Raw genomic sequence first — 18,912 nt, 5'->3', positions numbered from 1 at the left:
TTATATCTTTCAGCGAGAACCTTTCATGCATGTCACGCTCGACACGATGGTAGATACATTGAAGGCGGCTGCCGAATCCAGCCGCCTGCGCATTCTGGTGCTGCTGTCGCGCGGGGATCTCACGGTCTCCGACCTTACCGAAATCCTTGGCCAGTCGCAGCCGCGCGTCTCACGGCATCTGAAGTTGCTGCTCGATGCCGGGCTGATCGGCCGCTACCAGGAAGGGTCCTGGGCCTTTTTCAGGCTGTCGGACACAGACAGCTCGCGCGATTTCGTTCAGCGGCTCGTCTCGGGCGTGCGCGAGGCCGATCCGCAGGTGGTGCGCGACCTGGAGCGGCTGGCCGCTGTCAAGCGCAAGCGGCAGGACCGGGCCGCGGAGTATTTTTCGGAGAACGCCGCCAGCTGGGATCGCATCCGCTCGCTGCATGTGCCGGATCGCGCGGTGGAAGCGGCATTGCTCAAGCTTGTCGGCAAACGGCCGTTCCAGTCGATGCTCGACCTCGGAACCGGAACGGGCAGGCTGCTGGAGATCTTCGCGCCGCTCTACCGGCGCGGCGTCGGCATCGACATGTCGCGCGAGATGCTGACCGTGGCGCGCGCCAATCTCGACAAAGCCGGCGTCGCCAATGCGCAGGTGCGCCAGGGCGACATCTTTTCGCCGCCGGTCGAGCGCAACGCCTTCGATCTCGTCACCATCCACCAGGTGCTGCACTATCTCGACGATCCGGCCCGCGCCATCGGCGAGGCCGCGAGGCTGCTGCGTCCGTCCGGCAGGCTGGTGATCGTCGATTTCGCGCCTCATAATCTGGAGTTCCTGCGCGACCAGCACGCGCATATGCGGCTCGGCTTTTCCGACCGGCAGATCGCCGACTGGTTCGAGGAGGCAGGGCTTGACCTCGAAGAGAGCCAGGAGTTCGAGCCGCGCGGCCAGGCCGAAGCGAGACTCACCGTCAAGCTCTGGTTGGGTCGCGATCGCCGCCTGCTGATCGCCGATCCGTCCAACGACACACTTCCAGCAAGGGAAACAGCCTGATGAACCAGTTCCGCTTTTCCCGCCGCCCCGACATTGGCGACAAGGTCCGGGTTTCGTTCGAGTTCTTCCCGCCCAAAACGGATGAGATGGAAGCAAGGCTCTGGGACACCGTCACAAGGCTCGAGCCGCTCAAGCCGCGCTTCGTCTCGGTGACCTACGGTGCCGGCGGCTCGACCCGAGAGCGCACGGCGCGCACCGTGAAGCGCATCCTCAACGAGACGACGCTGACCCCGGCGGCGCATATGACCTGCGTCGACGCGGCCCGTTATGAGGTCGACGCCGTCATCCAGGAATTCGCCGACTTTGGCGTCACCCGTTTCGTCGCCTTGCGCGGCGATCCGGCAGCAGGCGTGGGCACCGCCTATCGTCCGCATCCCGATGGTTATGCGAACGGCGCCGAACTGGTCGGGGCGCTGAAGAGCGTCGGCGATTTCGACATCTCGGTCTCGGCCTATCCGGAAAAGCATCCGGAAAGCCCGGACTTCGCCACCGACATCGATATGCTGAAGCGCAAGGTCGACAATGGCGCGACGCGGGCGATCACCCAGTTCTTCTTCGACAACGACCTCTACGAGCGCTATGTCGAGCGCGCGCGCCGCGCCGGCATCTACATCCCGATCGTGCCGGGTATCCTGCCGGTGCACAACTTCACCCAGGTCGCCAATTTTTCCTCCCGCTGCGGCGCGCTGGTGCCGGCCTGGCTGGCCGAGCGCTTCGAAGGGCTGGAGAACGATCCGCAAACGCATGCACTGGTGGCCTCAGCGGTCGCGGCAGAGCAGGTCCATGATCTGGTCGAGCGCGGCGTCGGCGATTTCCATTTCTACACGATGAACCGTGCCGATCTGGTCTTCGCCGTCTGCCACATGATCGGCATCCGCTCGCATGAGGCGGAGGCGGCCGGCTCGGCCGCGGCCTGATCAAACTCGCCGAAAAGTGTGCAGCGGTTTTGCGAAACGACATGCATTCAAAACAATGATTGAAACGGAAAAGGCCGGGCGGAACCCGGCCTTTTCGAATCGGTTGGACTCATCCTCGGTGCTGGTCTTCCCGGCTTCGGCGGGTCAGGGAAGAACGCCCATGATAAGGGCGCCGATGAATGCAAACGCAGCACAAATCATCAATGCGTTGATTGGCCTCGTCAGTCCCATGCCATAGCCTCCTCTTAAGAGCTATGGCCGGAATCTAGAGTCATTTGGGTCACAGGCAAGCGGAAAATGTGCTGCATTGCGACGTGATTGTGGAATTTGCGACCTCGAATTTGCCGTTAGCCATTGAAACTCTTCGGCAAAAATCGATCCAAGAGTTTGTGAATAAATTATGGCGAAGCCGTGGCATGGCACCGCTACCATCGGCCGAACAGGCGCCCGTCAATGGTGATCAGACCGACTCCGATCAGCGCCATGCCGCCCATTTCGAAGAGCTGCAGCCGCTCGCCCAGAAACAGGAATCCGAGCAGCACGGCACTCACCGGTACGATCAAAGTGACCAGCGAGGCGTTGGTGGCGCCGGCCGAGGCCACGAGGTTGAAATAGAGGATGTAGGCAAAGGCTGTGGAGAGCAGGGCCAGCCCGAGCACCGCGGCCCAGACCGGCGGCGAGACCGAAAACAGCCCGGCTGGGCCGTAGGCAATCAGCACGACGGGGATCATGATGATGGTCGATGCGGTCAGTTGCCCGGTGGCGATGACCGGCGAAGGCACCCCCTTGAAGCGGCGCGCGATCATCAGGGCAATCGCGTAGGACACCGAGGCGCCGATCAGCGCGAACTTGGCCCAGGCCGGCTCGCCGAGGCCAGCAGCCAAACCAGGACTGATCATGACAGCTGTTCCTGCAACGCCGAGCGAGATGCCGGCCAGCTTGTTCCAGGACAGTTTTTCGTCAGCGGTGAGCGCATTGGCGAGGAGCAGCGTCCAAAATGGCGTCGTGGCATTGAGCACAGAGGCAATACCGGCGCCGAGCTCGGTCTGGCCGGCGAAGATCAGCGAAAACGGAATGACATTGTTGGCCAACGCCAGCAGGAAGAACAGGCCGGCGTGGGGAAAGGCGAGACGGAAGGACGGGCCGCGGATCGCCAGATAGAGCTGAAGCGCGGCCGCCGCGATGGCGACGCGAAACAGCACCAGCGCCAAAGGATGGATCTCCGCCACGGCAATGCGGGCAAAGAAGAAGGAGCCGCCCCAGATCGCGCCGAGCAGCAGGAGCTGCGCCCAATCTCTGAGCGTCATCGGTCCGCGTGTCGGCGCGGCGCCAGCCGCCATCGTCATGTCGTCACCCCTCCCATGCCGATCGCTCCCTCAATCCGCCGAACCAACTCCAACCGATATACGGTTCGGTGGCAAGGGCCACCCGAAACCTGCCCAATGGTTTAGCGTGGCGCAAAAGGGTGCGGCCGCTCGCAGGCGAAGGCGAGACACAGAACTGTTTTCTTTGGCGGCTAGCTAGGATTAATTGTGCGCGCCGAGATCAAGGATTCGTCCATGCAGCGATTCGAAAATGCCCGCGAGGCGGCACTGGCGCTTCGTCCGGACGATCCGGTCTATTGCTTCCGCCCGCAGGTGCTTAAGGCCGATGCTTTGCAGTTCATGGGCATGTTCCCGGGCAAGACCGCCTATGCGGTCAAGACCAATGGCGAGCAGATCGTGCTGAAGACGCTGGTCGAGGCCGGCGTGAGCGCCTTCGACGTCGCCTCGCCCGGCGAGTTCGCCGCTGTGCGGGGGGTCTCGCCCGAGGCCGAAATGCTCTACATGCATCCGATCAAGGCGCAGTCGGACATCAAGCTGGCGTTGGAGAAATACGGCATCCGCGTGATTTCGCTCGATCATGAGGACGAGATCACCAAGCTGACGCGCGTGGTGCGTGCGCTCGACATCGATCCCGGCGCTCTCACCGTCTTCGTGCGCATCCAGACCAAGGGCCACGCGGCCTATGAGCTGTCCAAGAAATTCGGCGCCGGTCCCGCCAATGCGGTGGAGCTTGCCGAGCGGCTCAACCGTACCGGCTACAAGGTCGGGCTGTGCTTCCATGTCGGCAGCCAGATCGAGGACCCCGACACCTACGAGCGCGCGCTGGCCTCTGCCGACTGGGTGCGCAACCGGCTGACCTTCGACATTGCCGGGCTCGACGTGGGCGGCGGCTTTCCGGCCGAGTACGGCCACGATCCCAACCGCAAACACATCGAGATGCCGTCGCTCGGCCAGCTCATGTCGCGGCTGGCCGGCGACCTCAAGGAATACCGGTTCGACGAGATGCCGCTGGTCGCCGAACCCGGCCGCGTGATCGTGGCGCGCTGCCTGTCGCTGATCGTGCGCGTGCTCTTGCGCAAGGGCAAAAGGCTCTACATCAATGACGGCATCTGGGCGTCGCTCTCGGATTCATGGACCGGCAAGATCACGCTGCCGGCGCGCTTCATTCCCGATCCGGCGATCCGCACGCGCAATGGCAGCGACAAGACGGTCGTGCCGTTCAAGGTTTGCGGCGCAACGTGCGATTCCGTCGACATCCTGTCGCGCCCATTCTGGCTGCCGGAAACGGTCGACACCGGCGACTGGATCGAGATCGGCCATATCGGCGCCTACTCGCTGTCACTGAGGACGCGATTCAACGGGTTCTATCCCGACACGTTCGTGGAGGTGACGACGCCGTTCGACGAGGGCGACGCGCCGCAAGGTTTCGCGAGCTTGGAGACGATGGCGGATTGAGCTCCCCCTTCTCCCCTTGGGGGAAGGACAGGGCGCTACAATTTCGCCAGCAATTCCGGCGTCGGCCAACCGTCCACGGCCATGCCGAGCCGCATCTGCTCCTTGCGGATCGCTTCGCGGGTATTCGTGCCGAGGATACCGTCGACCGTGCCGACATCGTAGCCCTTGGCCTCAAGCTTGGTCTGCAGGGCCTTCATCTGGTCACCGTTGAGGCCGGGCTCGGGCTTGCGCGGATCGAATTGCGGCGCCCCGGCCAGACGGGTCGCCAGCACCGCAGCGGTGAGCGCGTAAGTGAAGGACTGGTTCCATTCCAGATAAACGTCGAAATTGTCGTAGGTCAGGAAGGCTGGACCCTTGCGACCCATGGGCAAGGCGAGCCCGGCCTTCAGGCCGTTGTCGACGAGCGGCGTGCCGTCCGGATTGGTCACGCCCCATTGGGCCCATTGCGACAGCGGCAGCTTGTTGGTGCGGCCGGTCTGGTCCCAAGGCATGTCGTCGGGAACACGCACCTCCTCGACCCAGGGCTGGTCGCGCTTCCAGCCGCGCGACAGGATTTTGTCGGCCGTGGTCATGATCACGTCCGCCACGCTCTTCCGGAGATCGACCTTGCCGTCGCCGTCGCCGTCGACGCCGCGGGCGAGATAGTCGGTCGGTAGAATCTGCGTCTGGCCGATCTCGCCGGCCCAGGCGCCCTTGACGTCGGCCGGCAGCACGCCGCGGTCGATCAAGGTCAGCAACGGCACCAATTGCGGCCGGAACAACTGAGGGCGGCGGCAGTCATGCGCGAGGGTGACCAGCGCGTCCAGCGTGTGGAAATCGCCCTGCACGGCGCCGAAATCCGTCTCCAGTCCCCAGAACGCTGTGATGACGGCCGGCTGCACACCGAATTCCTTGTCGGCGCGCGCGAAGACGTCGGCATATTTCTTGAGGTTGGCCGCGCCCTGCTTCAGGCGATAGGCCGAGATCATGCGGTTCGAGAATTGGGTGAAGGTCTGGGCGAACACCCCTTGAGCGCGGTCGCGCGCCAGCACCTTTTCATCGATCGCGGCATTTTCCAGCGCCTTCAGGCCAACGGCGCCGACGCCGGCTGCCTTGGCTTCCGCGGCCACGCCCTGTTTCCACGCTTCGAAATCGCCGCCGCATTCCTGCGCCACCGCAGGCCAAGCGAAAGCGCCGACCAGCAGCGCCGCCAGGATTTCAACGCGCAATCGCATCGCTTCCCTTACGAGACCGGGGCATGATCACGGCCGGGTGCGGACGCATCATGCGTAGATTTCAAAATTCAGGAGCGCCGTGCGGCACCCCGGTGGGGTGCGCCGCTCCGCATCGCCAGCGGTTGCAACTATCACCGCCCGCCATGTCGAAAGCAGGCAAGGGGGCCGATGTCAACGGGTGTTCTGCCGCAGCCACTTGTTCCAGGCGGCTTCCGAGCCGTTGAAAACATTGATGTCGGACTTGCCGGTCATGCCGGGCACGATGCCGGTTCCGGTGTACTGCCAAAAGGTGAAAGGATGGCTGCCATACTTCTGGCGCGGATGGCCGGCGACCGAGCGCAGCCAGTAAGGATAGCCGCGGAACGTCGCCAGGTTATTGTCATCGAAGAAGTCGAGCGACGTATAGATGATCGGCTTCTTGCCATAATGGCGCTCGACGATCTCGAGAAAGGTGGTCATCTCGCTGCGCACCGTCGCGGGATCGGGGCGCAGTCGGCAGGTCGGGGACTTCGGGTTCCATTCCATGTCGAGCACCGGCGGCATCGCCGACGGATCTTTCGGAACATTGGCGATGAACCAGCGCGCCTGGGTGGCGGCCGGGGTGCAGAAATAGAAGAAATGATAGGCCGCGCGCGGGAGTCCGACGGCCTTGGTGCGTGCCCAATGCTCGTTGAAATAATCGTCGAAGCGATCGCCGCCCTCGGTCGCCTTGATGAAGGCGAAGGAGATGCCGCTGGCCTTGGCCGTCGGCCAGTCGACAGAGGTCTGGTATTTTGAGACGTCGGTGCCGTGGATCGCATAATTCCACGGCGCGCCGCTGTCCCATTCATGCGGTTTGGAATCTTCGAAACGGGGCGCGCGCAGGGCGACCGTCTGCGATGACGGCGCCAGCGGCGATAGATCGTCCACGGTCGAGCAGGCGCTCAACAGCGTCAGCATCAGGATGGCCGCAAGACGGCGCATGATATCCCCCGAGCCGGGATCAGCCGGCCGCTGATGGGTCCTTCACTGATGGTGGTCGCTTCCGCAGGCCCCCTCCGGACGGTCGCCCCACAGGACCGCCCAGTCTCTCCGTTCATCGCCGAACATGGTTGATAATCCATTGACGGCGCTCGACATCGACCATGATTTTGGAGAAGCAATGGCGGCAAATCAATGACATAAAGCGAACCGGAAAACCCAAGGGCGGAAAGATGCGGGCTGTCGTGAAGTTCATCAAATGGCTGTTCGGCCTCATTGTGCTGGCGGTGATCGCGCTCTTCGCCTGGCTCTACTTTGCGCCGCCCGAACTGATCCGTGTCGGCTCGGGCTATGCGGCCAAGATCGTCTGCTCCAACGTGTTCATCGCCGGCCGCGACCCGAATGAAGTGCTGGCCGTCGACGTGCAGGCGCCGGGCCATCCGCTGCTCAAGCTGATGAAGGTATCCGTCGACAAGGAAAGGGGCCTTGTTTCGGCGGGCCTGCTTTGGACGCTGGGCAAGAGCGTCGCCGTAGAGCGCCACGGGGTCGGCTGCGCGTCGGTTCCGGATGGCGACACCGGCAGGGCGCGGCAGACCTCCGTCCATATCGAGCCTTTGGCGGTGGCCTCGCAGGATGCGCTCTGGCCGGAGGGCGAAAGGGTGGACGCCCTGCAAAACCCCTCCGTCACGAAGATCGTCGACGATGCCGCGATGGTCGGGACAGGCATGCGCGCGGTCGTGGCGGTGAAGAACGGCCGCATCGTCGCGGAACGCTATGGCGAGGGTTTTTCGGCCAAGACGCCGCTGCTCGGCTGGTCGATGACCAAGACGGTGAATGCCGCGATCGTCGGCACGCTGGTCAAGGACGGCAAGATGGCGCTCGACAAGAAGGGCCTGTTCTCGCCGTGGAAGGCCGACGGTCGGGCGGCGATCAGCCTTGCCGACATGATGGCGATGTCGAGCGGGCTGGAGTTCAACGAGGATTATGGCGACGTCGCCGACGTGACGCGCATGCTCTATCTCGAGCCGGACATGGCGGGCTTTGCCGAGGCCAAGCCGCTCGGCGGCGAGGTGGGCAAGGCATTTTCCTATTCGAGCGGCACGGCCGTCATGCTGTCGCGGCTGTGGCAGGAGGCAATCGGCGACAAGGCGAAGGCGCTGACCTGGCCGCGCACGGCGCTGTTCGAGCCGCTCGGCATGCACAGCGCGGTGCTCGAAACCGACGAGCGAGGCACTTTCGTCGGCTCGTCCTATCTCTACGCCACGGCGCACGACTGGGCCCGCTTCGGCCAGTTCCTGCTGCAGGGCGGTGTCTGGAACGGCGCGCAGATCCTGCCCGCCGGATTCGTCGACTGGATGCGGCAGCCGGCGCCGGCCTCGAAGGTCTACGGCAACGGCCAGGTGTGGATCGAGGGTCCGGGCGATGAGGAGAATCCGGGCGCGGGCGCTGCCGCCGGCCTGCCCAAGGACACCTACTGGATGGAAGGCCATGACGGCCAGACGGTGGCCATCATTCCGTCGGAGCAATTGGTGGTGGTGCGGCTCGGGCTGACACCTGCCAAGCTCGGCTATCGGCCGCAGGCGATGGTGGCCGCGCTGGTGAAAGCTTTACACCAGTAAGGCTCTCTACATCCGAGCTCCGATGACGCCGAGCCAGGCATAGCCGCGATAAAGCGTTCTGAAACGGAAGGTTGCGCCGGTCCGTTTCGACTCCGAGTCAAGGACGTCGCGCAGCGAGGCGCGCGGCGTGACATGGAATTTCCGCAGCCAGCCGCGCAGCAAGGCCCGGAACCAGTTTGGCAGACCTTCCTGCTGGCCGAAATCGACGACATGCAGCGAGCCGCCGGGTGCGAGCGCGGCAAGCGCGGCCGACACGGTCTTCTCCCAGCCGGGGATCATCGACAACGAATAGGATATGAAGACACGGTCGAAGCGCTCGATGCCGAAGAGCGCCGCCGGATCGAAATCCGTGGCGTCGCCGCGCGCCAGTTCGACCCTGTCGGAGAGACCTTCGCGAGCGATAGCCGCGTTTGCCGTCTCCAGCATCTCGGCCGAGATATCCAAACCGAAGAAGCGGGCGTCTGGATAGCTCCGGGCGGCAAGAACGATGTTGCGGCCGGTACCGCAGCCGAGCTCGAGCACGGTGCCGCCTTGCGGCACGTCGAGCTCCGCTATCAGCCGGTCGCGGCCGAGCAGGTAGTATTTGCGGGTAATGTCGTAGATATGGCGCTGCCAGCGATAGACGCCATCCATCAGATCGGCATGGCGGACCGGCAGCTCCGTCGTGCTCATGCGGCGCGCTTCACATAGAGATGGAAGCCGCCATAGATCGCCGAGCGATCCCTGGCCGAGAATTCGCGCGAGGCCTCGGCTTCGTAGCGCCACTGGTCGAGCAGGGAACTGGAGACGCGGCCCGGCAGCAGGCTGGGCTCGGCCGCGGTGCGGAAGATCACGCGCGCGCCAACCGAGGCCGTGCGGGTGATCTCGGTCCACAGATCGTTGAGCAGGTCGTCGGTCATCCAGTCCTGGGCATCGAGCAGGACGAAGCGATCGACCGAGCCCGCATCCTTGCCGGCGAGGAATTTGATCAAGTTGGCATGATGGATGGCGACGCGTTCGGTGTTGGCGCGGATCGTCCTGTAGTTGCGCTGTTCCAAATAGGCGGGCAGGGCTGCCTCGCCGGGCTGCGGATAGCGGCGGGCAAAGGCCTGCCAGGCGAAATAGTTGTTCTTCAGCGGGAAATCGCAGGCGAGCTTCTCCAGCCGCGCCTTCAAGACGCTCGCCATCGAACCGTCGCCGGACGTGATCAGCGAGTCGTACTGTGCCGGCGGGATACCCAGACCGAAAAGCGAGGCCTTGCGCGATGTCGCCCAGCGTAGCAGCTTTTTGTCGAAGACCGGCGCCAGCTCCTCGTTAAAGAAACGGCGCTGCTCGCCGATGTTCTCGGCCTTCATGATGCCGGCCGGATCGACACCGAACAGTTTTGCCACACGATGGCCCATGGCGATGAAGAGGCCAAGCAGGCCGGTCTGGTAGAAGTTGCGGTCGAAAACCGCGATGCGGCGGCGGCCGCGCCAGTTCCTGCGCTCCCAGTAGTGACGGCTGACCGGGTCGAGATGCGGCGCGATGAAGCGGTCGTAAGCTTCCGAGTTGTGGCTGGTATCGGCTGCGCCGAAGAAGCGGAACAGATCGCCCTGCGAGGGCAGATGGCGCACCGCCTCCAGCTTCATGCGGTTCAGCGCGATGTGCGCGGCGTTGAGGTCGACGGCGTCGATCCGGGCCGGCGAGCGGGTGAGGTAAGCCAGAATGTTGCAGCCGCCCGACGCGATTGTGACGACGCGATGGCCGGCGCCAAGCTGCATGGCGTCCATGTCGACATCCGGGTCTTCCCAGATCTGGGGATAGACGAGGCCGGAAAACAGGAAGGCGAAAAGCCGCTCGGAAATGCCGTCCTTCGACAGGGCGCGGTTCTGGTAGACGGCCTTTCCAACTTCCTTGCCGCGTCGAAAAACGAGTTCTCCCGATACATCCGACATGGCAAGCTGATTCCCCGTTTGCATTGGCGCAAGCGGGTAGCGCAGCGTTGTGACAGGCGGGTGACAGGCTGCTGACGCTGAGTCTTAGGCCTTGCCGAATCCGCCGGGCGTCGGCGTGACGACGATGACGGCCTCGCCGGCGTCGAGCGTGGTCTGGTCGCAGGCCTTCAGCACCTCGATCGAGCCGTCGTTGCGTCTGACCTTGGTCGAGCCGGCCTCGCCGTCGCCGCCGCCGTTCAGACCCTGCGGCGGGCGGTTGCGGTGTGAGGAGAGGATGGCGCATTCCATTTTTTCGAGGAAGCGGATCGTGCGTTTGGTGCCGTTGCCGGCGTTCCATTTGCCCTTGCCGCCGGAACCGTCGCGGATGTGGAAGTCTTCCAGCACGACCGGGAAGCGCAGTTCCAGCACTTCGGGATCGGTAAGTCGCGAATTGGTCATATGCGTGTGGACGCCGGAGGTGCCGGCAAAGCCGCGGCCCGAATTCATTTGGCCGGCCGGCGAGCCGGAGCAGATCGTCTCATAATATTGGTATTGCCGGTTGCCGAAGGTGAGATTGTTCATTGTGCCTTGCGCGTTGGCCATCGCGCCCATGGCGCCGAACAGCGCGTTGGTGACATGCTGCGAGGTCTCGACATTGCCGGCGACGACGGCGGCAGGGTAGGAGGGTTTGAGCATGCAACCGTCGGGGATGACGATGTTGATCGGCCTGAGACATCCGGCGTTCATCGGGATCATGTCCTCGACCATGACGCGGAAGACATAGAGCACAGCGGCTCGCGCCACCGGCTCCGGCGCATTGAAATTGTTCTTCATGACCTTCGAGGTGCCGGCGAAATCGACCGTCGCGTCGCGCCTTTGCCGATCGACGGTGATCTTCACTTTGATCACCTGGCCGGTGTCGGTGGCATACTCGTAGTCGGAACTGTCGGGCAGCCTTTCCAGCACGCGGCGCACGCTCTCGGCGGCATTGTCCTGAACATGGCCCATATAGGCCTCGACGACAGCGAGGCCAAAATGCGCGACCATCTTGCGCAACTCCGCCACGCCCTTTTCGTTGGCGGCGATCTGCGCCTTGAGGTCGGCGATGTTCTGGGCGGGATTGCGGGCAGGATAGGGATGGTCGGTGAGGAGCGCCTCGAGCTCCTCCTCGCGGAAGCGGCCGCGATCGACGATGCGGAAATTGTCGAACAGCACGCCTTCCTCGTCGACGGTTGTGGCCAAAGGCGTCATCGAGCCCGGCGCGGTGCCGCCGACATCGGCATGGTGGCCGCGCGAGGCCGTCCAGAAGAGGATTTCCTTGCGTGCGTCGTCGAACACCGGCGTCACCACGGTGATGTCGGGCAGATGCGTGCCGCCATTGTAGGGCGCGTTGAGCGCAAAAACGTCGCCGGGATGGATATCGCCTGAATTCAGGCGGATGACGGTTTCGACCGAGCGGTCCATGGACCCAAGATGCACCGGCATGTGCGGCGCGTTGGCGACCAGCGCGCCATGGCGGTCGAACACGGCGCAGGAAAAATCGAGCCGCTCCTTGATGTTGACGGAATAGGCGGTGTTCTGCAGCGTGACGCCCATCTGCTCGGCGATCGACATGAAAAGGTTGTTGAAGACCTCGAGCATCACCGGATCGGCTTTGGTGCCGAGCGCCGCCTGTCGGGCCTTTTTCTCTATGCGCCGCAGCAGCACATGGTTCCTGGCCGTGATCTCGGCCTGCCAGCCCGGCTCGACGACGATGGTCTGGTTCGGCTCGATCACGAGCGCGGGGCCGGCCATCTTGTGACCAGGCTTCAAATCCTCGCGACGGAAGATGCCGGCATCGCGCCAGGCGCCGTCGGCGAAGAATTGCCGGGACTGCCAGGGGCTTCCCACCTGGTCTTCGAGCCCTGATTCACTTTCGTCGCGGCTGGCGGTCCCGACATCGCTGCCTTCGACGCCGACTGCCTCGACGATCATCGGCTTGTCTTCGTAGACGAAGCCGAATTGCGCTTGATGGGCGGCCTCGAAATCGCTCGTGGCGCGAAAAATCGAGCCGTGCTCGAAGTTGACCGGCAAAGTTGTGTCGGTGCCGTCATAACGGATCTGCAGGACCGGCTTTGAGGCGATGGCGTCTTGCGCAATGCCTTGCACTGCAAGCTCGGCGATGACGCCCTGGTGCAAGGTCGCAATCAGGTCCTCGATCGAGGAGCGGGACTCTTCGGCGAGCGGCTTCAGCAACGCCTGCTGGCGCGAGGCGAAAACCGTCGACAGCCCGATGCCGTAAGCCGAAAGCAAGCCGGAGAAGGGGTGGATAAGCACCGCTTCCATGCCGAGCGCATCGGCGACGAGGCAGGCATGCTGGCCGCCGGCGCCACCGAAACAGTTCAGGAGATATTCAGTGACATCGTAACCGCGCTGCACCGAAATCTTCTTGATGGCGTTGGCCATGTTCTCGACGGCGATGGTGACGAAACCCTCGGCCACCGCTTCGGGCGAGCGTCCATCGCCGATCTCGGCGGCTAAAGCCGCGAATTTTTCGCGCACGGCGGCGACGTCGAGCGGCTGGTCTTGACCGGGGCCGAAGATCGCCGGGAAGACATCGGGCTGCAGCTTGCCGAGCATGACATTGGCGTCGGTGACGGCGAGCGGGCCGCCGCGTCGGTAAGCGGCCGGGCCGGGATTGGCGCCGGCGGAGTCCGGGCCGACGCGGAAGCGACCGGCCTCGTAGTGCAGGATCGAGCCACCGCCGGCCGCGACGGTATGAATACGCATCATCGGCGCGCGGATGCGAACGCCGGCGACTTCAGTGTCGAAGGCGCGCTCGTATTCGCCGTCATAATGGGCGACGTCGGTCGAGGTGCCGCCCATGTCGAAGCCGACGACCTTGTCGAAGCCGGCGAGCTTCGCCGTCTCGACCATGCCGACGACGCCGCCGGCTGGGCCGGAAAGCAGCGCATCCTTGCCTTGGAACATGTCGGCGGCGGTCAACCCGCCCGATGACATCATGAACATCAGCCGCGGGCCGGCGCCCAATTCTCCCGCCACCCTTTCGACGTAGCGTGACAGGATCGGCGACAGATAGGCGTCGACCACCGTGGTGTCGCCACGACCGACCAGCTTGATGAGCGGCGAGACCTCGTGGCTGACCGATATCTGGCTGAAGCCGATCTTGCGGCAGACTTTCGCGACTGCCTTTTCATGGTCGGGATATTTCCAGGCGTGCATCAAGACGATGGCGACCGCGTCGATGCCGTCGGCCTTGGCCTGCTCGATGGCCGGGCGGCAGGCGGCGATGTCGAGCAGGCGCTCGACGGACCCGTCCACGCGCACGCGCTCGTCGATCTCTACCACCCGCTCATAGAGCTGTTCGGGCAGGATGATCTCCTTGGCGAAAATATCCGGCCGCGCCTGATAGGCGATGCGCAGCGCGTCGCGAAAACCCCTGGTGATGAGCAGCAGCACGCGGTCGCCCTTGCGCTCCAGCAGCGCGTTGGTAGCGACAGTGGTGCCCATTTTTATGTCGCCGATGCGCTCCGCGGGGATGGCGGCGCCGGTTTTCAGTCCAAGCAGTTCGCGGATGCCCTGGATAGCGGCATCGGCATAGGCCTCAGGGTTCTCCGACAAAAGCTTCCGGGGATGCAGTCGGCCTTGCGGATCGCGGCCGATGATGTCGGTGAAGGTCCCGCCCCGGTCGATCCAGAAATCCCATTTGTTGGCTACGGCGTCCTGCATGCTGCTTATCCGTTACCTGCGACAACCCGTTCTGTTAGTTCGCCGTTTTGGCCCCGGCAACCATGCGCTTGGTGTTACACATGGAAACGCAACGTTACGAAACCCAGGTCAGATTTCTGCATTTCCTCTGCGACGTTCACCGAAACGTGAGCGTTTGCTGAAGGAGAGATACCATGAAGAAGCTTATTCTGGCGTCTGTTTCGGCGCTCGCCCTGCTGGGGGTCGCGGCTTGCAGCGACAGCAGCACCGACAACACCACCACGCAGAGCACCAACCCGCCGGCCAACGAACAGCCAATGAAGCCGGCTACCCCTGACCCTTCGAAGCCTGCTGAACCGGCTCCGGCAACACCTCCTGCTGCGCCCGCGCAGTAGAAGTTCATCCACTGAAATCAGGAAGGCCGGCCCCTGTGCCGGCCTTCCTTTTGGCGGGACTGTCCCCAAAGTCGATCGACCTGCGGCATCGTCCCGGCTTGATAGCGGTGCCCGGTTCGCACTAAGAAGCCGCATGTCGATTTGGGACCGCCTCGGCGACTTCATCGCTCGTGTTTCGTTGTCGGCGTCCTCGGGCGTCGGCGATGTCGTCGAAGCCGTGCGGACCGTGTACTCGGGCGACCCCGATCTACGCCGGCGCGTGGCCTTCTCGGTGGCGATGATCGCGCTTTCGGCCAAGATGGCGAAGGCCGACGGCATCGTCACCCAGGACGAGGTGAGGGCCTTCCAGGAAATCTTTGAGGTGCCGCCGAGCGAAACGCGCAATGTGGCGCGCCTCTATGACCTCGCCAAGCGCGATGTTGCCGGATTTGAAATCTACGCCCAGCGCATGTCGCAGCTTTGCGGTTCCGGTCATGCGAATTGCAAGATGCTGGAAGACATACTCGACGGGCTGTTCCACATCGCCAAGGCGGATGGCCTGGTTCACGAGAGGGAAGGGCAATTCCTGCATCGCATCGCCGAGATTTTTCAGATCGATGAGGCGCATTACCAGGCGATCCTGGCGCGCCACGTCAATCTGGGCGCCGCCGATCCCTATGTGGTTCTCGGCGTCGAACGCGGGAAGCCATTCGAGGAGGTCAGGAAGCGTTATCGCAAGCTGATCTCCGACAACCATCCCGACCGGCTGATCGCGCGCGGCCTGCCGCAGGAATTCATCAAGATCGCCACGACAAGGGTCGCTGCGATCAATGCCGCCTATGAGATGATCGAGCGGGGCCTCAGGCACGTATGAGCGGTTTCTTGCCCGACCAGCCGGGTGCCGAGGTCAGGCTATCGCCGAATTTCGGTCCGCGACGCGAGACGCTCAGGCCCGACATGATCGTGCTGCACTATACCGGCATGCCGACGGGGCCTGAGGCCGAGGCCTGGCTGTGCGATCCGGCAAGCGAGGTATCCTCGCACTATCTTGTGCATGAGGACGGCCGCATCGTGCAAATGGTGCGCGAAAGCGACCGCGCCTGGCATGCCGGCAAGAGTTCATGGTTCGGGTGCACCGACATCAACTCCTGCTCTGTCGGCATCGAGATCGTCAACCCCGGGCATTCGCTGGGCTACAAAACCTTCCCGAAGCGGCAGGTCAAGGCCGTGATCGATTTATGCGCAGGGATCGCGGGCCGGCATTCCATTCCACCGCAAAGGGTGCTTGCGCATTCCGATGTGGCGCCGGGACGCAAGGTCGACCCGGGCGAGAAGTTTCCCTGGAAGGCGCTCTTTGCCGCCGGTGTCGGCCATCTGGTTCCCGCGGCTCCGATCAGGACGGGCGCGGCGCTGAGGGCGGGCGACGCAGGTGCTGACGTGGAAGCCCTGCAATCGATGCTGGCGCTTTACGGCTACAGCGCCGAGATATCGGGTGTCTTCGACCGCCAGACGGAAATCGTGGTGGCGGCGTTTCAGCGGCATTTCCGACGGCGGCTCGTCGACGGCGTGGCGGACGGTTCGACGATCAGCACGCTCCAAAGGCTTTTGGCTGCGATAAAGGCAGCCCCTTCCAAATAGCCTGCCAAGCTGGCTAAATTACAATTTGTCATACAAAGTGAATTGCCTCGCCTTTATTGGCGCCAATTCGGTCTCCAAACGCATCTCCCGCAAGTTGTCGGGCATCTATCCCTCCAAGATGCTCCGGTGTTGGATTGGCCCCGCCGCGTGAAATTCTTCGCGCGGTTCTAACAGAACAGGAATACATGCAAAGATTGACCGTTGTAGCGGCAGCCGTTGCTGCCGGAGTGATGACTTTTGCCTTCAGCCCAGCGAACAGCGCCCCCCTGAGCCTCCGGGCGGCGGACAATGGGTTTGCTGCGACCCCCTCAAAGCCCAAGGCTGCGCCAAGCGCCAAGACTTCGACGGCCAAGAGAGCTACCCCGGCGAAGGTGCAGAAAGCCGCCGCAGCGCGGTCCGCGAAATCAAGAGTCAAACGCTACGCAAAGCGCAGCAGGCAAACCATCGACCTGACCGCGACAGCTTCCATCCGTCCTGAAAAGCCCGCCTTGTCTTCTTCGGCAACTGGCGACGGCCAATATTCGGCGATCATCGCCCGCTATGCGGCAAGCTACGGCGTGCCGGTGTCGCTGGCCAAGGCCGTCATCACGATCGAGAGCAACTTCCGGCCCAACATGGTCGGCGGCGCCGGCGAGATCGGCCTGATGCAGATCAAGCCGGCGACGGCCCGGATGATGGGCTATACCGGTTCAGTCAAGGGACTGTTCGATCCCGACACCAACATCAAATACGGCATGAAGTACCTCGCCATGGCGCAGGGGCTAGGTGGCGGCACCACCTGCGGTACCATCCTCAAATACAATGCCGGCCATGGGGCGACGCGGATGAATCCGATTTCGGCCGCCTATTGCAGCAAGGTGAAGGTGCAGATGGCAGCGCTCGGTTCGCCTGTCTAAGCGGGACAGTTGCCTTTTTTGTTGCGTTTTCAGGCGCGAATCCTTTTATACGCCCTTGCCAGCTGGCCGGGCGGCCGCGCCCGCAAGAGCCGAAAGGCTGCGGGTGAGGAAAGTCCGGGCTCCATGGAGACACGGTGCCGGCTAACGGCCGGCGGGGGAGACCCCAGGGAAAGTGCCACAGAAAGCAAACCGCCGCGGCATTCGCCGCGGCAAGGGTGAAAGGGTGGGGTAAGAGCCCACCGCGCGACTGGCAACAGAAGCGGCACGGCAAACCCCACCGGGAGCAAGACCGAATAGGGGCGGTGCGAAGGGAAACCTTCGAGGGCTGTTTCCGGCCCACCGCCCGGGTAGGTTGCGTGAGGCGCATGGCGACATGCGCCCAAGATGAATGGCCGCCACGTTCCCGCGCCGCAAGGCGTGGGGGCCATACAGAACCCGGCTTACAGGCCAGCTGGCATTTTCCTCCACAGCGTTCCGAGCCGCTCAGCCGTCAAGCCGGTCCAAAGACGCCTCGATCGCCTGCCAGAGCTCTTCCACCGGCTCGCAGCCGACGGCCAGCCGCACGAAGCCGGGCGGCACGGCATCGCCGCGCTTCGATCGCCGCTCGGCCGATGTATGGACGCCACCAAACGAGGTCGCCGATTCAATCAGCGCGCAGTTGTTGATGAAATCCTCGGCCTTCTCTTCCGAAGCCAGTTCGAACGAGATGAGAAAGCCGAAGCGCTCCATCTGGGCACGCGCCAGATTGTGCGAGGGGTCGCCCTCAAGGCCTGGAAAGCGCAAGCCGCTCACGGCGCGATGCCCCTTGAGCCGGCGGGCGATCGTTTCCGCCGAGGAGCACATGCGATCGTACCGCACCTCAAGTGTTTCAAGGCCGCGATGCACGAGCCAGGCCTCGAACGGCCCGGGAATGCCGCCGGCGGTTTCTCGCCAGGCCCTGACCTTGGCGATAATATCCGGATCACGGCTGGCGACATGGCCGAACAGCACATCCGAGTGACCGTTGATCGCCTTGGTGTCGGCCGAGACCACGATGTGGGCGCCAAGGTTGAGCGGGCGCTGGCCGAAGGGCGTCATCGTCGTGTTGTCGACGATGAGGAGCGCACCTTGTTCGTGGGCGGTCTTGGCTACGGCGGCGATGTCGCAGATATCCAGCCTTGGGTTCGAGGGGGTTTCGACGAAGACCAGCCGGTAGCCGGCGAAGCCGCCGTCGAGCATGCTCGATGTCGGCCTCACGTCATAGGCGATGCCGAGCGGTTTCAGGAAACGCTCCGCCAGAGCCCGCGTCGTGCGGTAGCCGTCCGAGGGCAAGAGGATGCGGTCGCCAGATTTGACCAGCGCAAAGAACGTTGCCGAAATCGCCGCCATGCCCGACGGAAAGGCGATGCACTGCGCATCTTCGAGATGACCAAGCGCATGCTCGACCGCGTGCCATGTCGGATTGCTGAAGCGGCCGTATTGATCGAAGCCCGTCGCGTCGCCCGGCGAATGAAAGATCGAGGCCATTGTCAGCGGCAAAGGGATCGGATCGCCCTTGGCGAAATCGCCGCTGCGCAGATGGGCAAGTGTCGCGGCGCGTGACTTCGCGGTTTCGGACATTGGGCGCATTCCTTCACTGAACTGACGTCCGAACGCTAGGCGTGCCGGGCCTTCGCGGCAAGCCGCGTCCTTTTGGGCCAGAGCCTTCTAAACGCTTCGTTAGGCTTAATGGACGATAAAGACGACACGTGCCGCGAGCCTGCGCTTTTAGGTTGTGGCATGCGTGTTTGTGATGCCTCTTCCCGTTGACGCCCACATTACCCCATGATATCCCATTCCCATCAAGCTTTCGTTCCGCGTCAGGGTGAAGCGTACGCCAATCGGGCAGTCGCGGCGGCT

15 protein-coding genes and 1 other RNA gene are annotated in these 18,912 nt (G+C 63.5%); 9 read left to right on the top strand and 7 right to left on the bottom strand.

The genetic code is table 11. From position 1 onward, the window contains the following. Positions 1-25 precede the first annotated feature (25 nt). Together P9254_RS04850 and metF are read left to right on the top strand one after the other, a co-directional pair. Positions 26-1,033 carry an ArsR/SmtB family transcription factor gene (locus tag P9254_RS04850; RefSeq protein WP_067328997.1) on the top strand — a complete coding sequence of 336 codons (1,008 nt, stop codon included), beginning with the start codon at positions 26-28 and terminating at the stop codon, positions 1,031-1,033. Continuing rightward, complete coding sequence (gene metF, locus P9254_RS04845) at positions 1,033-1,950, top strand: methylenetetrahydrofolate reductase [NAD(P)H] (protein WP_067328999.1); 918 nt, start codon at positions 1,033-1,035, stop codon at positions 1,948-1,950. Before P9254_RS04850 ends, metF begins: the two co-directional genes overlap by 1 nt. Positions 1,951-2,375: 425 nt before the next feature. Here metF and P9254_RS04840 read toward each other — a convergent pair whose 3' ends face one another. Next, positions 2,376-3,296, bottom strand: coding sequence for a DMT family transporter (locus P9254_RS04840; RefSeq protein WP_127217351.1), 921 nt, complete (start codon positions 3,294-3,296; stop codon positions 2,376-2,378). A gap of 213 nt (positions 3,297-3,509) precedes the next feature. On the opposite strand from P9254_RS04840, the gene P9254_RS04835 reads away from it, so the two are divergent. Then, complete coding sequence (locus P9254_RS04835) at positions 3,510-4,730, top strand: alanine racemase (RefSeq protein ID WP_067329154.1); 1,221 nt, start codon at positions 3,510-3,512, stop codon at positions 4,728-4,730. Positions 4,731-4,765: 35 nt separating this feature from the next. Here the strand turns inward: P9254_RS04835 and P9254_RS04830 are convergent, their stop codons facing one another. Both P9254_RS04830 and P9254_RS04825 read right to left on the bottom strand, forming a co-directional pair. Then, positions 4,766-5,944 (bottom strand): lytic murein transglycosylase, encoded by a 1,179-nt coding sequence (locus P9254_RS04830; protein ID WP_278057320.1) that lies wholly within the window; start codon positions 5,942-5,944, stop codon positions 4,766-4,768. Positions 5,945-6,115: 171 nt separating this feature from the next. Next, positions 6,116-6,907 carry a glycoside hydrolase family 25 protein gene (locus P9254_RS04825; RefSeq protein ID WP_067329008.1) on the bottom strand — a complete coding sequence of 264 codons (792 nt, stop codon included), beginning with the start codon at positions 6,905-6,907 and terminating at the stop codon, positions 6,116-6,118. A gap of 230 nt (positions 6,908-7,137) precedes the next feature. On the opposite strand from P9254_RS04825, the gene P9254_RS04820 reads away from it, so the two are divergent. Further along, positions 7,138-8,523 (top strand): serine hydrolase domain-containing protein, encoded by a 1,386-nt coding sequence (locus tag P9254_RS04820; protein ID WP_278057321.1) that lies wholly within the window; start codon positions 7,138-7,140, stop codon positions 8,521-8,523. A gap of 6 nt (positions 8,524-8,529) precedes the next feature. Here P9254_RS04820 and P9254_RS04815 read toward each other — a convergent pair whose 3' ends face one another. The 3 genes from P9254_RS04815 to P9254_RS04805 form a co-directional block, all read right to left on the bottom strand. Then, positions 8,530-9,195: a class I SAM-dependent methyltransferase gene (locus tag P9254_RS04815; RefSeq protein WP_278057322.1), complete on the bottom strand. Its 666-nt coding sequence runs from the start codon at positions 9,193-9,195 to the stop codon at positions 8,530-8,532. Beyond that, a complete protein-coding gene (locus P9254_RS04810) occupies positions 9,192-10,439 on the bottom strand; it encodes a DUF3419 family protein (RefSeq protein ID WP_067329013.1) in 1,248 nt (415 codons plus the stop codon). Before P9254_RS04810 ends, P9254_RS04815 begins: the two co-directional genes overlap by 4 nt. Positions 10,440-10,523: 84 nt before the next feature. Then, entirely contained in the window at positions 10,524-14,147 is a 3,624-nt protein-coding gene (locus P9254_RS04805; RefSeq protein WP_278057323.1) for a hydantoinase B/oxoprolinase family protein, read from the bottom strand. A 173-nt stretch (positions 14,148-14,320) separates the two neighbouring features. Here P9254_RS04805 and P9254_RS04800 point away from each other — a divergent pair, with 173 nt between their 5' ends. The 5 genes from P9254_RS04800 (at position 14,321) to rnpB (ending at position 17,493) form a co-directional block, all read left to right on the top strand. Next, positions 14,321-14,521 (top strand): hypothetical protein, encoded by a 201-nt coding sequence (locus tag P9254_RS04800; protein WP_082954075.1) that lies wholly within the window; start codon positions 14,321-14,323, stop codon positions 14,519-14,521. A 133-nt stretch (positions 14,522-14,654) separates the two neighbouring features. Next, positions 14,655-15,374, top strand: a complete 720-nt coding sequence (locus P9254_RS04795) for a J domain-containing protein (RefSeq protein WP_127335048.1) — start codon at positions 14,655-14,657, stop codon at positions 15,372-15,374. Next, a complete protein-coding gene (locus P9254_RS04790; protein ID WP_278057324.1) occupies positions 15,371-16,138 on the top strand; it encodes a peptidoglycan recognition protein family protein in 768 nt (255 codons plus the stop codon). Before P9254_RS04795 ends, P9254_RS04790 begins: the two co-directional genes overlap by 4 nt. 185 nt (positions 16,139-16,323) lie before the next feature. After that, positions 16,324-17,034: a lytic transglycosylase domain-containing protein gene (locus tag P9254_RS04785; protein ID WP_095828955.1), complete on the top strand. Its 711-nt coding sequence runs from the start codon at positions 16,324-16,326 to the stop codon at positions 17,032-17,034. Positions 17,035-17,092: 58 nt separating this feature from the next. Then, positions 17,093-17,493: RNase P RNA component class A (gene rnpB / locus P9254_RS04780), an RNA gene on the top strand. Between the two features lie 24 nt (positions 17,494-17,517). Here rnpB and P9254_RS04775 read toward each other — a convergent pair. Continuing rightward, positions 17,518-18,633 carry a cystathionine gamma-lyase gene (locus P9254_RS04775; protein ID WP_278057325.1) on the bottom strand — a complete coding sequence of 372 codons (1,116 nt, stop codon included), beginning with the start codon at positions 18,631-18,633 and terminating at the stop codon, positions 17,518-17,520. Positions 18,634-18,912: the final 279 nt, after the last annotated feature.

This window comes from Mesorhizobium sp. WSM4983 (assembly GCF_029625765.1).
GTDB lineage: Bacteria > Pseudomonadota > Alphaproteobacteria > Rhizobiales > Rhizobiaceae > Mesorhizobium.
Note: the sequence above shows the minus strand (reverse complement) of the source record. Positions and strands in the feature narration are given on the sequence as shown.

What these genes read in the sequence shown, in the direction of transcription:
- P9254_RS04825 (WP_067329008.1), bottom strand. Translation starts at nt 6,907, where the DNA reads ATGCGCCGTCTTGCGGCCATCCTGATGCTGACGCTGTTGAGCGCCTGC.
- P9254_RS04850 (WP_067328997.1), top strand. Translation starts at nt 26, where the DNA reads ATGCATGTCACGCTCGACACGATGGTAGATACATTGAAGGCGGCTGCC.
- P9254_RS04830 (WP_278057320.1), bottom strand. Translation starts at nt 5,944, where the DNA reads ATGCGATTGCGCGTTGAAATCCTGGCGGCGCTGCTGGTCGGCGCTTTC.
- P9254_RS04820 (WP_278057321.1), top strand. Translation starts at nt 7,138, where the DNA reads ATGCGGGCTGTCGTGAAGTTCATCAAATGGCTGTTCGGCCTCATTGTG.
- metF (WP_067328999.1), top strand. Translation starts at nt 1,033, where the DNA reads ATGAACCAGTTCCGCTTTTCCCGCCGCCCCGACATTGGCGACAAGGTC.
- P9254_RS04795 (WP_127335048.1), top strand. Translation starts at nt 14,655, where the DNA reads ATGTCGATTTGGGACCGCCTCGGCGACTTCATCGCTCGTGTTTCGTTG.
- P9254_RS04790 (WP_278057324.1), top strand. Translation starts at nt 15,371, where the DNA reads ATGAGCGGTTTCTTGCCCGACCAGCCGGGTGCCGAGGTCAGGCTATCG.
- P9254_RS04775 (WP_278057325.1), bottom strand. Translation starts at nt 18,633, where the DNA reads ATGTCCGAAACCGCGAAGTCACGCGCCGCGACACTTGCCCATCTGCGC.
- P9254_RS04835 (WP_067329154.1), top strand. Translation starts at nt 3,510, where the DNA reads ATGCAGCGATTCGAAAATGCCCGCGAGGCGGCACTGGCGCTTCGTCCG.
- P9254_RS04785 (WP_095828955.1), top strand. Translation starts at nt 16,324, where the DNA reads ATGCAAAGATTGACCGTTGTAGCGGCAGCCGTTGCTGCCGGAGTGATG.
- P9254_RS04810 (WP_067329013.1), bottom strand. Translation starts at nt 10,439, where the DNA reads ATGTCGGATGTATCGGGAGAACTCGTTTTTCGACGCGGCAAGGAAGTT.
- P9254_RS04800 (WP_082954075.1), top strand. Translation starts at nt 14,321, where the DNA reads ATGAAGAAGCTTATTCTGGCGTCTGTTTCGGCGCTCGCCCTGCTGGGG.
- P9254_RS04805 (WP_278057323.1), bottom strand. Translation starts at nt 14,147, where the DNA reads ATGCAGGACGCCGTAGCCAACAAATGGGATTTCTGGATCGACCGGGGC.
- P9254_RS04840 (WP_127217351.1), bottom strand. Translation starts at nt 3,296, where the DNA reads ATGACGATGGCGGCTGGCGCCGCGCCGACACGCGGACCGATGACGCTC.
- P9254_RS04815 (WP_278057322.1), bottom strand. Translation starts at nt 9,195, where the DNA reads ATGAGCACGACGGAGCTGCCGGTCCGCCATGCCGATCTGATGGATGGC.